Annotated in this window: 13 protein-coding genes; 6 read left to right on the top strand and 7 right to left on the bottom strand. The window is 65.0% G+C overall.

What is annotated here, in order from left to right:
* Positions 1-116 precede the first annotated feature (116 nt).
* The 7 genes from EJ073_RS10475 to EJ073_RS10445 all read right to left on the bottom strand — a co-directional run bounded on the left by EJ073_RS10475 (position 117) and on the right by EJ073_RS10445 (position 6,948).
* Entirely contained in the window at positions 117-1,085 is a 969-nt protein-coding gene (locus tag EJ073_RS10475) for a small ribosomal subunit Rsm22 family protein (RefSeq protein WP_126055659.1), read from the bottom strand.
* A gap of 117 nt (positions 1,086-1,202) precedes the next feature.
* The gene (locus tag EJ073_RS10470) at positions 1,203-1,523 is read right to left on the bottom strand and encodes a YnfA family protein (protein WP_126055658.1); all 321 of its coding nucleotides are present in this window, start codon (positions 1,521-1,523) and stop codon (positions 1,203-1,205) included.
* A gap of 91 nt (positions 1,524-1,614) precedes the next feature.
* Entirely contained in the window at positions 1,615-2,904 is a 1,290-nt protein-coding gene (locus EJ073_RS10465; RefSeq protein WP_126055657.1) for a cyclopropane-fatty-acyl-phospholipid synthase family protein, read from the bottom strand.
* A gap of 276 nt (positions 2,905-3,180) precedes the next feature.
* Positions 3,181-3,765 carry a 50S ribosomal protein L9 gene (gene rplI, locus EJ073_RS10460; protein WP_126055656.1) on the bottom strand — a complete coding sequence of 195 codons (585 nt, stop codon included), beginning with the start codon at positions 3,763-3,765 and terminating at the stop codon, positions 3,181-3,183.
* Positions 3,766-3,980: 215 nt separating this feature from the next.
* Entirely contained in the window at positions 3,981-4,229 is a 249-nt protein-coding gene (gene rpsR, locus EJ073_RS10455) for a 30S ribosomal protein S18 (protein WP_006203718.1), read from the bottom strand.
* Positions 4,229-4,720, bottom strand: coding sequence for a 30S ribosomal protein S6 (rpsF, locus tag EJ073_RS10450; protein ID WP_126055655.1), 492 nt, complete (start codon positions 4,718-4,720; stop codon positions 4,229-4,231). The genes rpsR and rpsF overlap by 1 nt, the downstream gene beginning before the upstream one ends.
* Positions 4,721-5,022: 302 nt before the next feature.
* On the bottom strand, positions 5,023-6,948 hold the full coding sequence (locus tag EJ073_RS10445) for an LTA synthase family protein (protein WP_126055654.1): 1,926 nt from the start codon (positions 6,946-6,948) through the stop codon (positions 5,023-5,025).
* 269 nt (positions 6,949-7,217) lie between these two features.
* Between EJ073_RS10445 and fabD the strand changes: the two genes are divergently transcribed.
* From fabD to EJ073_RS10415, 6 genes are all read left to right on the top strand, one after another.
* Entirely contained in the window at positions 7,218-8,159 is a 942-nt protein-coding gene (gene fabD, locus EJ073_RS10440; RefSeq protein ID WP_126055653.1) for an ACP S-malonyltransferase, read from the top strand.
* Positions 8,160-8,216: 57 nt separating this feature from the next.
* A complete protein-coding gene (gene fabG, locus EJ073_RS10435; RefSeq protein WP_126055652.1) occupies positions 8,217-8,954 on the top strand; it encodes a 3-oxoacyl-[acyl-carrier-protein] reductase in 738 nt (245 codons plus the stop codon).
* A gap of 212 nt (positions 8,955-9,166) precedes the next feature.
* Entirely contained in the window at positions 9,167-9,403 is a 237-nt protein-coding gene (locus tag EJ073_RS10430; RefSeq protein ID WP_006203723.1) for an acyl carrier protein, read from the top strand.
* A 34-nt stretch (positions 9,404-9,437) separates the two neighbouring features.
* Complete coding sequence (gene fabF / locus EJ073_RS10425) at positions 9,438-10,700, top strand: beta-ketoacyl-ACP synthase II (RefSeq protein WP_126055651.1); 1,263 nt, start codon at positions 9,438-9,440, stop codon at positions 10,698-10,700.
* A gap of 201 nt (positions 10,701-10,901) precedes the next feature.
* Positions 10,902-12,137: an endolytic transglycosylase MltG gene (mltG, locus tag EJ073_RS10420; RefSeq protein ID WP_126055650.1), complete on the top strand. Its 1,236-nt coding sequence runs from the start codon at positions 10,902-10,904 to the stop codon at positions 12,135-12,137.
* A gap of 245 nt (positions 12,138-12,382) precedes the next feature.
* Positions 12,383-13,273, top strand: coding sequence for a YicC/YloC family endoribonuclease (locus EJ073_RS10415; protein ID WP_126055649.1), 891 nt, complete (start codon positions 12,383-12,385; stop codon positions 13,271-13,273).
* Positions 13,274-13,276: the final 3 nt, after the last annotated feature.

Raw genomic sequence — 13,276 nt, 5'->3', positions numbered from 1 at the left:
TTCACAGGAACGGCAAACCGTCCACAGGACAGAATTCCCGTGCCCCGATTCCGGTTGACTCGGCAAGGTCGCGATTCTACGCGAAGCTGTGGAACAAATAAAGAACAAACTGTCATTCAAATATCCAGCGTGTCGCCCCAGTCCAGCCGTCGCGCGATCCTGAACGCGTCGCCGTCGCGCTTGCTGAACAGTGTCTCGCCGGCATTGCCGTCAGGCACGCAAAGCTTGAGCCTCACCTTGCCGGAGCCGGCCTTCGGCGGCGCGATCACGCGCGCCAGGCGCGCTGGCGCCGGCCGCCGCGCGGCGGCGATGTAGATGAATTTCTCGTCCTCCCACGGCACGTCGGCGTCCTTGGCGAGGCGATGCAGGCGCGAGCGCGCGACGCGGCGCGAGAAATGGCACCAGTCGGGCGGGACGAGCGGGCAGGGCGCCTCGTGCGGGCAGGGTGCCAGCACATGCGCGCCTGCCTCGATCAATTGCTGGCGGACGGCAAGAATGCGCTGCCAGCCGGCCGGCGTTCCCGGCTCGACGATCAGCAGCGTGCCGGCGGTCAACTGCCAGAGTCGGCCAACCAGTTTGGGCAGCGAGGCCGGCACGATCTCGTCCAGCACATAAGCGGCGGTGACGAGATCGGCGGGTTGAAGATCGGCGAGATCGATGGTGGCGTCACCCGCAAGCCATTCCGTCCTGGCGGCGATCGCCTCGGCTGCCAGCGATTGGCCGATCTTGCGCACCGCCGCACTTGCCTCGAGCATCACCGCCGCTACGAGATCGGGCCACAGGTCGAGCGTGGCCCAAAGCATCGTGCCAGGCCCGGCGCCGATATCGAGCAAGGTCCTCGGCTGGAAGTCGGGCCTTGCCTCGGCCAGCGCATCGAGGCTGGCGCGAACGGCGGCATAGGTCGCCGGCAGCCGCGTCGCCAGATAGGCTTTGACCGCCATGTCCTCGGCCATGTGTAGGCGGCCGTCGCGCAGCTCCGCGCGGTAGCGGTCGGACAGCGTCCGCGCCGCCTGCTTGAGCGCCGGCAGCGGCACATTTTCGAGCAGGCGCTCGACGCCTTGCCGGAGCGGTGCGGGGAGTTCCACGGCTCAGGCTCCCTCAGAACTGGATAGTTTCAGGCCGAATCGACCTGAAACTATCCAGTTCTAAATCAGCGAGATAGAGCATGATGTCGTCCGAAAACCGTTTCACACTTTTCGGCATCATGCTCTCGGCGCGAGCAGGATGACCGAAGCGCCGGCGATGCAGATCGCCGCACCGGCAAGGTCCCAGCGGTCGGGGCGCACTCCTTCCACCAGCCACAGCCAGCCGAGCGATGCCGCAATGTAGATGCCGCCATAGGCCGCATAGGCGCGGCCGGCGGCCGACGTGTCGACGAGCGCCAGCAGCAAGCCGAATAAAGCGAGCGAGACGAGGCCCGGCGCCAGCCATAGAGGCGACTTTCCCAGCCGCCACCAGACCCAGAACGAGAAGCAGCCGGCGATCTCGGCAAGGGCGGCGGCGATGTAGATGAGGTAGGTCATGAAAAAGGTCTCGCGATGACGAGACCTTTTTCATGCTTGGGGAGCCTATGGCAAGGACAATGGGCCAATTGAACGCGATGCCGCCGGCGCCCTATTCCCCGTCCGCCACCTTCCTGCGGCGGGCGGGTTTGGCGACCGCCGGTTCCTGCCGGTGGCCCATGTCGCGCATTTCCAGCGCCTTTTCGCATTTGGCCATGTAGTCGCGGGTGACCGGCAGCGTGTCGTTCTTCTTGGCGAGCTGGATCTGGAAGATCACCAGGTCCTGCCAGCGGAAGGCGGCCTCCGAGGCGGCGAGATAGAATTCCCACATGCGGCAGAAGCGTTCGTCATAGATCGCCTTGGCCTTGTCGCGGTTGGCGGCGAAGCGCAGGCCCCAATGCTTCAGCGTGTCGGCATAATGCAGCCTGAGCATCTCGATGTCGGTGACGACGAGGCCCGACTTTTCGATCGCCGGCATGACTTCGGAAAGCGCCGGTATGTAGCCGCCCGGGAAGATATATTTGCGGACGAAAGCGCTGGTCGCCCACGGCACGCCGGAACGGCCGATCGTGTGCAGCAGCATCACGCCATCGGGCTTGAGCAGCGTCGCAGACTTGTCGAAGAAGGTGCGGTAGTGGTTGACGCCGACATGTTCGAACATGCCGACCGAGACGATGCGATCGAAGCGCTCGTTGAGCGAGCGATAATCCTTGAGGTCGAAATGCACCCTGTCCTGCAGCCCTTGCACATGGGCTCGGTCGGTGGCGACGCCGTGCTGCTCGGTCGACAGCGTGACGCCTTGCACATCGACGTCGAAGGCCTTGGCGAGATAGAGGCCGAGCCCGCCCCAGCCGGAACCGATGTCGAGCACCGTCTGGCCGGCCTTCAGTCGGAGCTTGGCGGCGATGTGCCGCTTCTTGGCCGCCTGCGCCTCGTCCAGCGTCATGTCGGGCTGCTCGAAGTAGGCGCAGGAATACTGCATGTCGTCGTCGAGGAAGAGCCGGTAGAGATCGCCGGAGAGATCGTAGTGGCGCTGTACGTTGCGGCGTGAGCGCGACGCGGTGTTGATCTGCTGCAGCCGGCGGAAGGCGTGGCGCAGGCCTTCGATCGCCTTCGACCATGTCGCGTCGATGCCGCCGCTGCCCATGTTCTGGAAGGCGATGCGCATCACCCCAAGCACGCCGCCTTCGAGGATATCGAGTTCGCCGTCCATATAGGCTTCCGGTACCGCCAGCATCGGATCGAAGCTGATGGCGCGTTCGGCGTGCTTGGTCTTGATGTGCATGTGCACTGGCTCGCCGCTGCCGTCGCCGAAGACCACTGTCGAGCCCTTCGGCCCGGTCACCTTGAGATTGCCGGTGCGCACCAGGCGGTCGAGAAGGCGCTTCAACAGAATATTCATGACCAAATGTCCCCAACGTCAGACAGGATGGCCTGGCGCAGGGTCCCGAAATCGCAGTCGATTTCGCGCGGGGATCATGCGCCAAGTCAAAGGACTACGACGTCCTTTGTGCGTCCAAAGGACGCGCGACGCTGTAGTCTGCATCAAGATATGGGGGTTCGGAAAGTTCCATTTGGTATAAAAATGCCCGGGCGCGAGGCCCGGGCATTGGTCCAGTCGAAACCGGAGGGCGACAAGGCGTTTTCGAGCACCGCCGCGGCGCTCGATCGTGCCAGGTCAGGCGTTGTCTTCGCCGCCTTCGAACTCGGCGTTCGGGTCGAAGAAGTTTTCCGGCCGCGCATTGTCGTTGATGTCGTCGCCATAGATGGCTTCGGCCGTCGTCAGCGTCTCGCCCTTGGCCTGACGTTCGGCCTCGTCCGCGGTGCGGGCGATGTTGAGCGTGATCGTGACCTCGACTTCCGGATGCAGCGCGATCGCCACATTGGTGAGGCCGATGGTCTTGATCGGATGGTTGAGCTGAATCTGGTTGCGGTTGACCGAGAAGCCTTCCGCCGTCAGCAGGTCGGCTATGTCGCGGGTCGACACCGAACCGTAGAGCTGGCCGGTCTCGCCGGCCGAACGCACGGCCACGAAGCTCTTGCCGTCGAGCTTTTCGGCGACCTGCGAGGCTTCCGACTTGCGCTCGAGGTTACGCGCTTCGAGCTGGGCCCGCTGGCCTTCGAACTTCTTCTTGTTGGCTTCGTTGGCGCGCAGCGCCTTGCCCTGCGGCAACAGGAAATTGCGGGCGAACCCGTCCCTGACCTTGACGGTGTCGCCCATCTGGCCGAGGCGGGAAACGCGCTCGAGAAGAATGACTTCCATGGTTTTGTTCCTTCGTCTGGAGCGTCGATCACGGGGATCGGCGCCGGATTGATCTGGAACAGGTCAGGAAGCAAAAGGGGCGTTGCCGCCGTGTCGCTGTCCTGCCTGTCGCGGCAGTTAGAGGCTTTCGGCCTCAACCCGGGATTTGATGTCCACCCTGCGGCGCCCGTCGCCGTGGGGAAGAAGCGGGCGGCTGGCCGCCCGCTTCGGAAGTCTTAGCGGACCACGTAGGGCAGCAGACCAAGGAAGCGGGCACGCTTGATCGCCTTGGCGAGCTCGCGCTGCTTCTTCTGGCTGACGGCGGTGATGCGCGACGGCACGATCTTGCCGCGCTCGGAAATGTAGCGCTGCAGCAGACGCACGTCCTTGTAGTCGATCTTGGGCGCGTTGGCGCCGGAGAACGGGCAGGTCTTGCGGCGGCGATGGAACGGGCGCCGGGTCGGGATCTGGTTGATGTCGACCATTATTCTGCACCCCCTTCAACGCCTTCACGCGGGCGGCGCGGACCGCGCTCGCCATCGAAGCTGCGCGGCGGACGATCGCCACGGTCGCCGCGATCGCGGTCGCCGAACGAACGCGGGCCGCGGTCGCCACGGTCGCGGTCGCCGAAGCCGCCGCGCTCGGAGCGCTCTTCGCGCTTCTGCATCATCGCGGACGGGCCTTCCTCATGCGCCTCGACCTTGACGGTCAGGAAGCGCAGCACGTCCTCGGACAGGCCCATCTGGCGCTCCATCTCGTTGAGCGCGGCCGGCGGGCAGGTCAGGTCCATCAGCGTGTAGTAAGCCTTCCGGTTCTTGTTGACCCGGTAGGTGAGGGACTTCAGTCCCCAGTTCTCGACCCGGCCGACGGACCCGCCATTCGCGGTGATGACGCCCTTGTACTGTTCGACAAGCGCATCGACCTGCTGCTGCGAGAGGTCCTGCCGGGCAAGGAACACATGTTCGTATAGAGCCATAGTGTATCGGTGCCTTTCTTCGTTTCTCTCCCGGTTCCTCGCGGCTAAAGCCTCTGCAACTTCTCTGACCCGCGAAGCGGGGAAGAAAGGAGCATGACGAGACGGTCGAGAGCGGAGACACGGGAGGCGGAAGCGCTTCTGGCTTCACACGCGGGTTTTCGAGAAAACCCTCGGCCCTCCGTTCAGCCCCCAGCAAGGACCGGCAGATTGCGGGCGTCTATACAGGAATTCCCCAGGAAGGCAAGGGAGAGTGCGTTTCAAGCAGGGGTCCTTGCTGTCGCAGTTCTGAAAAGCCGCAGCACTCAGCTCGTATGGGCGACGACCTTGTCGACCGTCTCGGGGAAGAAGTCGGGCGCGGCGTTTCGCTTGCCGAACATCATGTCGTATTGCAGCAGGCGGAAATCGTTGATCGCAGGGTCGATCTTCTTCTGGCGCGCCCAGTCGGGCGACGCCGCGCCGGCCGGCGACAGCAGAATGTTGCGGTCGACGACGCGGTAGCGCTCGCGCAGGGCGCCGAGGAAGCCGGTATAGTAGGGATGCGTGATCCCGGCGGTGGTCAGGATGTGGTAGGGCAGGAAGGCGGGGCTCACCGCGCCCACGTCCTCGGCCGGGCCGGTGCGGTTCGACCAGATGATCAGCGGCGTCTGGTGGTGCTCGAGCGCCGCCTCCGGCGCTTCCTTGCGCGGCGCGACATTGTCCTTGAGGAAGCCGGTCTCGACATAGACCGGCCCGAGCGGCGGCAGGTGGTCGCCGAAGAAGGCGATCACCGTCGGCCGCTCGCGCTTCTTTGCCCATTCGACCAGGCGCTGCAGGCCGCGGTCGGCGTCAGCGGAGCCTTCAGCATAGCTCAGCAGCGATTCCCGCGCCCAGGAACTGATCGGCGCGGCGACCTTGTGGGTCGGATTGTAATAGCGGTACGGCTCGTAGGGCCCGTGGTTCTGCAGGCTGACGGCAAACAGGAAGACCGGGTCTTCGCTGGCGTCCGCCTCGCGCATGATCTCATCGGTCATCGCCGCGTCCGAGGCAAGCGGTCCACGCTTCTGCATCGGCGGCAGCGTCTCCTCGGAGCGGAAGTCGTTGAAGCCGAAATCGGCATAGACCGCGCCGCGGTTCCAGAACCAGTTGGTGCCCGGATGGATGGCGCGCGCCCGGTAGCCCTCGCTCTTCAGGAAGGTCGCCAGCGACGGCGTCGGCGTGCGCACATACTGCTGGTAGGGAATCGAGCCCGCCGGCAGGAAGGCGTTGGAAAAGCCGGTCAGCGCCTCGAACTCGATATTGGCGGTCATGCCGCCGAATTCCGGCGAGAACATGTAGCCGGAGCGCAGCGCCCGCACATTGGGGATCGGGTCCGGCGTGATGGTGACGCCCGGCAGCTTGGTCGGATCCCAGAAGGATTCGCTCATGACGACGATGATGTCGGGCTTCTCGTCGGGCACCGAGGCCGTCACCTGGGGCCGCTCGATCGCCGCGATCGCCTTGTCCGAATAGCCCGAAGGCGCCGAAACATGCGCCATCGGCACGTTGAGCGCGAAGGCCAGCGCAAAACCGTTGGAGGCGTAGTTTTCCTTCTGGTCCCACATGATCGGGATGATCTGCAGCCGGTCGCGGGTCCACGAGAAGGTGGCGTAATCCATGATCGAGACGAAGAAGGCGAGCAGCGGCACCGTCAGCGTCAGCCGCGCCAGCCGTCCCTTGCGGCTGAGGATCGGCACCTTGCGGCGCCACAGGCGCCAGCCATAAGCGAGCAGCGCCAAGCCGGCGATGATCCCCACCGCCAGCATGGCGGCGGTCCACGGCCGTTCGCGCACCAGAAGCGGCATCAGCGCCATGATCTGGCGGGAATAGAGGAAATCGGTCGGGTAGAGCGGATCGCCGAGATAGTGCGATTTTTGGTGACCGACAAAGGCCAGCGCCAGCGTCAGCGGCGCCACGATCATCAGGCCTTGGTGGCTGCGGCCGATGACGGCGTCGAGCCCGATCAGCACCAGCGCGAAGACGATGATGGTGGTCCAGCCCGGCTTGAAGGGCTGCAGGAAGAAGGCGACCGTGCCGGAAAAATCGCCGCGCACGATCCACTCGATCGCGAACACCAGTATGGCGGAAGCGAGAAGGGTGACGAGACCGTAGCGGACGATCGGCCATCTCCGCCCCGGCAGGTAGCCGGTGGACGGATCGTCTTCCAAGAACTGCGGCGCGGGTCTGGCCGCGCCCTTGCTGATCCTTGCCACTTCACTTCCCCCGGCCCGCGAAACGCGTTTTTCCACCCGCGTCACCGTTCTGTCATGGAACTGTCATCTAAAAGCTAGCGGCCTGTGGCGAAAATAAGAAGAGCCAGCAAACGATTCGTGAGCGGTTTTCATCAGGTGTGATCGAAAAAAAGTCTTTTGGAACAGGCACTCGCGCGGCGATTTGGCGTCGCATTGGGCAACCGCGGGCTTGACTTGGCCGTCCGCCTTGCGCCACAGGCAGGAAAAATCAGCCATTGGAGAGCCTCGACATGGCCGTCGCATTCACCTTTCCGGGACAGGGCAGCCAGGCTGTCGGCATGGGCAAGGACCTGGCGGACGCCTTCCCCGAGGCACGCAAAGTGTTCGAGGAAGTCGACGACGCGCTTGGCGAGAAACTGTCGAAGCTGATCTGGGAAGGGCCGGAAAAGACGCTGACGCTGACCGCCAACGCCCAGCCGGCGCTGATGGCAGTGTCGCTGGCCGCGATCCGCGCGCTGGAGGCGGGTGGCTTTTCGCTGAAGGACAAGGTGGCCTGCGTCGCCGGGCACTCGCTGGGCGAATATTCGGCGCTTGCCGCCGCCGGCTTCGTTTCCGTGGCGGATGCCGCGCGGCTGCTGCGCGTGCGCGGCAATGCCATGCAGGCGGCGGTGCCGGCGGGCGAGGGCGCCATGGCGGCAATCATCGGTCTGGAGCAGGCCGAGGTCGAGGCAGCCTGCGCCGAGGCGGCACAAGGCTCCGTCTGCCAGGTCGCCAATGACAATGGCGGCGGCCAGCTGGTGATCTCCGGCGCCAAGCCCGCGGTCGAGCTCGCGGCGAAGCTGTGCACGGAAAAGGGTGCCAAGCGGGCGCTGATGCTGCAGGTCTCCGCCCCCTTCCACTCGGCGCTGATGGCGCCGGCCGCCGAAATCATGCGCGAGGCGCTGGCCGGCGTGGCGAAGAGCGCGCCGGTGGTTCCCGTCGTCTCCAACGTCACGGTCACCCCGACCAGCGATCCCGACGAGATCGCCCGGCGCCTGGTCGCGCAGGTGACGGGCCGCGTGCGCTGGCGCGAGACGGTGGAGTGGTTCGCCGCCAACGGTGTCGCTACGCTCTACGAAATCGGCGCCGGCAAGGTGCTGTCTGGCCTGGCGCGGCGCATCAACCGCGACGTCGCCACCGGTGCCGTCGGCACGGCGGCAGATGTCGAGGCGGCGCTTGCGGCGTTTGCATAACTTAGCGACTTTCACCCCACCCATAAGCAGGGTGTTCTCTGGAATCAGGAGAGAAGAATGTTCGAACTGACCGGCCGCAAGGCGCTCGTCACCGGCGCATCGGGTGGCATCGGCGAGGCGATCGCCCGCGTGCTGCACAGCCAGGGCGCGATCGTCGGCCTGCATGGCACGCGCATCGAGAAGCTCGAAGCGTTGGCCGCCGAGCTCGGTGACCGCGTGAAGCTGTTCCCGGCCAACCTGTCCGACCGCGACGAGGTCAAGGCGCTCGGCCAGAAGGCGGAGGCCGATCTCGAAGGCGTCGACATCCTCGTCAACAATGCCGGCATCACCAAGGACGGCCTGTTCGTGCGCATTTCGGATGCCGACTGGGACAGCGTGCTGGAGGTCAACCTCACCGCCGTCTTCCGCCTGACCCGTGAGCTGACCCATCCGATGATGCGCCGCCGCCATGGCCGCATCATCAACATCACCTCGGTGGTCGGCGTCACCGGCAATCCCGGCCAGACCAATTACTGCGCCTCCAAGGCCGGCATGATCGGCTTTTCCAAGTCGCTGGCGCAGGAGATCGCCACCCGCAACATCACCGTCAACTGCGTCGCCCCGGGCTTCATCGAATCGGCCATGACCGACAAGCTCAACGACAAGCAGAAGGAGACGATCATGGCGGCGATCCCGACCCGGCGCATGGGCACCAGCGCCGAAGTCGCCTCCGCGGTTGCCTATCTCGCCTCCAACGAAGCGGCCTATGTCACCGGCCAGACCATTCATGTGAATGGCGGCATGGCGATGATCTAGGGTGTGTTGACGGACCAAGGTCCGGCGGTTGTGAAAAGCGCCATTTCGGCTTGGACCTCCCGCATTTTTCGTGTAATGCGGCCCGCAACCCGGCGGTTCGGGCAAAAACCGGTCCTGTGGCGTTGCGTTACCCGCAAGACCATATTTCAGCTTGATTAGCGGCATTCCGCCCGCTAACGAAGACAACTCAACATAAGACGAGGATGCCCCAAATGAGTGACACCGCAGAGCGCGTCAAGAAGATCGTCATCGAGCACCTGGGCGTCGATGCCGACAAGGTGACGGAGCAGGCGAGCTTCATCGACGATCTGGGCGCAGACAGCCTCGACACGGTCGAACTCGTCATGGCGTTCGAAGAAGAGTTCGGCGTCGAGATTCCGGACGATGCCGCCGAGACCATCCTGACCGTCGGCGATGCCGTAAAGTACATCGACAAGGCCTCTGCCTGAGGCTTTTCGCAGGCATGATCGGGGAGGACCTGCGATGAGGCGTGTCGTCGTCACGGGCCTTGGCCTGGTTTCGCCGTTCGGCATGGGCTTCGAGCACAGCTGGAAGGAACTGCTGACCGGCCGCAGCGCCGCCAAGCGCGTCACCGAATTCGAAGTGGAGGATCTTGCCTGCAAGATCGCCCACGTCATTCCGCGCGGTGACGGCTCCAACGGCACGCTCAATCCCGAAGCCGTGCTCGAGCCGAAGGAACTGCGTAAGATCGGCGACTTCATCCTCTACGGGATCGTGGCCGCCGACGAGGCGCTGAAGGATTCCGGCTGGCGGCCGAGCACCGAAGAAGAGCGCTGCGCGACCGGCGTCATGATCGGCTCCGGCATCGGCGGGCTCGAGGGCATTGCCGAGAACGCGCTGATCCTGCACGAGCGCGGGCCGCGCCGCATCAGCCCGTTCTTCATTCCCGGAAACATCATCAACCTGGTGTCGGGGCAGGTGTCGATCCGGCACGGGCTGAAAGGCCCCAACCATGCCGTCGTCACCGCTTGCTCGACCGGCGCGCACGCCATCGGCGATGCCGCCCGGCTGATCATCTTCGGCGATGCCGACGTGATGCTGGCCGGCGGCGCCGAGGCACCTGTGACCCGGCTTTCGCTGGCCGGCTTCGCTGCCTGCCGCGCGCTGTCGACCGAGCGCAACGAAACGCCGCAAAAGGCTTCCCGTCCCTATGACCGCGACCGCGACGGCTTCGTCATGGGCGAGGGCGCCGGCGTTGTCGTGCTGGAAGAGCTCGAACATGCCAAGGCGCGCGGCGCGAAAATCTACGCCGAGGTCACCGGCTACGGCCTGACCGGCGACGCCTACCACATCACCGCTCCGGCCGAGGACGGCGACGGCGCCTTCCGTTGCATGACGGCGGCGCTGAAGCGGGCGAAGCTTTCGCCGGCCGACATCGATTACATCAACGCGCACGGCACCTCGACCATGGCCGACACGATCGAGCTCGGCGCGGTCGAGCGCCTTGTCGGCAATGCCGCCTCGAAGATCTCGATGTCGTCGACCAAGTCGTCGATCGGCCATCTCCTGGGCGCGGCGGGCGCGGCGGAGGCGATCTTCTCGATCCTCGCCATCCGCGACAACACGGCGCCCGCCACCATCAACCTCGACAATCCTGAGCGCGAGACGGCGATCGACCTCGTGCCGAACAAGCCGCGCGCCCGCCAGATCGACGTGGCGCTGTCCAACTCCTTCGGCTTCGGCGGCACCAACGCCTCGCTCGTCTTCCAGCGTTACAATGGCTGAGCGTGGAGCCGGCGGCCGCTCGCGCGGCCTGTCGTCAATTTTGCCATATTCGCCCCTACTCTGCCCTTGGGGATTCGCGCGTCGGACCGAAAGTCGGAGCCGGTTTTCGCAAGGCACGAGGCGCAGGGTTGAAATGTTGGAGCGTGGTTCGCGCGTCCTCTGGGACGCTCGCCTCTCCAAGAGATCAGATGGTAGGGCGCTATGAACACAAATCCGGGCGGCAGCGGAGAATTCGGAAAGCAGCAGGCCGCGTCTGGTCCGATCGTCCCGAAGACGGCGGCCGAGGCGCTGCGTCCCGAGGCCGGTACGCCGCCGCCGAGACGCTCGCGCGCCTCGCGCAGCCAGGTCGTCGTGTTCATGAATTTCGTTATCTCGCTGGTGATGCTGATGATCCTGGCGGCCGGCGCCGCGCTATATTTCGGCAAGCAGGCGTTCACCGAGCCCGGCCCGTCGGCCAACGGCGACACCTTCCTGGTCAAGCCGAACACCGGCGTCCAGGACATCGCCGACCAGCTCGAGCGGCGCGGCCTGATCAGCGACGCTCGCATCTTTCGCCTTGGTGTGCGCGCGACCGGCAATGATTCCGCGCTCAGGGCCGGTGAATACGAGATCAAGCCGCGCGCTTCGATGCGCGACATCATGGAACTCCTGAAGAGCGGCAAGTCGGTGATGTATTCGCTGACCATCCCCGAGGGGCTGACGGTCGAGCAGGCGCTGCAGCGCATCGCCGAGCAGGACGCGCTGACCGGCGACATGCCCGCGGCCATGCCGCCGGAAGGCAGTCTTGCCACCGACACGCTGCGCTTCACACGCGGCGCCACGCGCCAGCAGATGATCGACAAGCTTCTCGCCGACCAGAAGAAGCTGGTTGACGATGTCTGGGAGCGGCGCGCGCCGGATCTTCCGATCGCCAATGTCGAGGATTTCGTTACGCTGGCTTCGATCGTCGAGAAGGAGACGGGCAGGGGCGACGAGCGCTCGCGCGTGGCCGCCGTCTTCCTCAACCGGCTGGCCAAGGGCATGCGGCTGCAGTCCGATCCGACCATCATCTACGGCCTGTTCGGCGGCAAGGGAAAACCCACCGATCGCCCGATCTACCAGTCCGACATCGACAAGCAGACGCCCTACAACACCTATCTGATCAACGGCCTGCCGCCGACGCCGATCGCCAACCCAGGCCGAGCGGCGCTTGAGGCCGTCGCCAACCCGTCGAAGACCGATGACCTCTATTTCGTCGCCGACGGCACTGGCGGCCACGTCTTCGCCGCGACGCTCGAAGAGCATAACCAGAACGTTGCCCGCTACCGCGCGCTGCAGAAGAAGCAGGCCGAGGACGCCGCCAAGGCCGGCGCCGCAAAGGTCGAGGGCCAGACCGACGCGCCGGCCGATGGGGATGGGGGTGGCGACGCCGGCGGCGATGCGGGCGCCGCCCAATAGCGATAAACCGTTTTTGAACTTGTCCCTTGGCACTCGGCGGCAAGGGGCGCATTGATATTTTGACGGCGGCGCCTGATTGGAGAGCGCTGAGTTTATGGAGCAATTCCAGGAAAAGCACGGAACGGTTTTCCGTCTGGAATTGCGTGGAAACAAATAGTTGGAGCGGTTGGGCGATTCCATGAAACGCTGGACCGCATGGGTTGCGCGGTCATCCGCGGCCGCGCGCAAGGGGGCGCAAGGGCATCATGAATCTGCAAAGCATGACCGGTTTTGCACGGGCGGTCGCCGAATATGACGGCAATTCGATCGCCTGGGAGGTGAAGTCGGTCAACGGCAAGAGCATCGAGGTCAGATTGCGGCTGCCGCAAGGCTTCGAGCGGCTGGAGCCGGCCGTTCGGCAGACGATCCAGAAGCGTTTTTCGCGCGGCAATTTCCAGGCGACGCTGACGGTCGGCCGCTCTGCCGGCCATCAGGTGCAGCCGGTGGTCAACGAGGCCTTCCTCAAGGATCTGGCCGGGCTTGCCAAGCGCCTGCAGGAACAGTTTGGTGTTGCTCCCGCCACCGCCGACGGGCTGCTTGCGCTACGTGGCGTGCTCGACATTCCCGAGACCATCGAAACCGAGGAGGCGCGGGCGGCGCTCGACGGCGCTATTCTTGCGTCGCTCGAAACGGTGCTGACCGGGCTGGAAATGGCGCGCCAGGGCGAGGGCGCCGCGCTGCGTTTGCTGCTTGCCGGCCACATCGACGCCATCGAGGCGCTGACGCTGAAGGCCGAGGCCGATCCGTCGCGCGAGCCGGCGGCGATCCGCGACCGCATCGCCGAGCAGGTCCGCCTGTTGATGGACGCATCGGCCAATCTCGACGCCAGCCGCCTGCACCAGGAAGCGGCCTTCCTCGCCACCAAGGCCGACATTCGCGAGGAGATCGACCGGCTGAAGACGCATGTCGCTTCCGCGCGTGTGCTGCTTGCCAATGGCGGCGCCATCGGCCGCAAGCTCGATTTTCTGGCGCAGGAATTCAACCGCGAATCGAATACGCTGTGCTCGAAGTCGAATGCCGCTGCGGTCACCGCCATCGGGCTGGAACTGAAGGCGGTCGTCGATCAGTTCCGTGAACAGGTTCAGAATCTGGAGTGACCC

Origin of the sequence: Mesorhizobium sp. M4B.F.Ca.ET.058.02.1.1, from assembly GCF_003952505.1 — a bacterium.
Lineage (GTDB): Bacteria > Pseudomonadota > Alphaproteobacteria > Rhizobiales > Rhizobiaceae > Mesorhizobium.
This window is presented reverse-complemented; position numbering and strand designations above follow the sequence as displayed.

What these genes read in the sequence shown, in the direction of transcription:
- EJ073_RS10415 (WP_126055649.1), top strand. Translation starts at nt 12,383, where the DNA reads ATGAATCTGCAAAGCATGACCGGTTTTGCACGGGCGGTCGCCGAATAT.
- fabD (WP_126055653.1), top strand. Translation starts at nt 7,218, where the DNA reads ATGGCCGTCGCATTCACCTTTCCGGGACAGGGCAGCCAGGCTGTCGGC.
- rpsR (WP_006203718.1), bottom strand. Translation starts at nt 4,229, where the DNA reads ATGGTCGACATCAACCAGATCCCGACCCGGCGCCCGTTCCATCGCCGC.
- fabF (WP_126055651.1), top strand. Translation starts at nt 9,438, where the DNA reads ATGAGGCGTGTCGTCGTCACGGGCCTTGGCCTGGTTTCGCCGTTCGGC.
- rplI (WP_126055656.1), bottom strand. Translation starts at nt 3,765, where the DNA reads ATGGAAGTCATTCTTCTCGAGCGCGTTTCCCGCCTCGGCCAGATGGGC.
- EJ073_RS10470 (WP_126055658.1), bottom strand. Translation starts at nt 1,523, where the DNA reads ATGACCTACCTCATCTACATCGCCGCCGCCCTTGCCGAGATCGCCGGC.
- EJ073_RS10465 (WP_126055657.1), bottom strand. Translation starts at nt 2,904, where the DNA reads ATGAATATTCTGTTGAAGCGCCTTCTCGACCGCCTGGTGCGCACCGGC.
- mltG (WP_126055650.1), top strand. Translation starts at nt 10,902, where the DNA reads ATGAACACAAATCCGGGCGGCAGCGGAGAATTCGGAAAGCAGCAGGCC.
- EJ073_RS10430 (WP_006203723.1), top strand. Translation starts at nt 9,167, where the DNA reads ATGAGTGACACCGCAGAGCGCGTCAAGAAGATCGTCATCGAGCACCTG.
- fabG (WP_126055652.1), top strand. Translation starts at nt 8,217, where the DNA reads ATGTTCGAACTGACCGGCCGCAAGGCGCTCGTCACCGGCGCATCGGGT.
- rpsF (WP_126055655.1), bottom strand. Translation starts at nt 4,720, where the DNA reads ATGGCTCTATACGAACATGTGTTCCTTGCCCGGCAGGACCTCTCGCAG.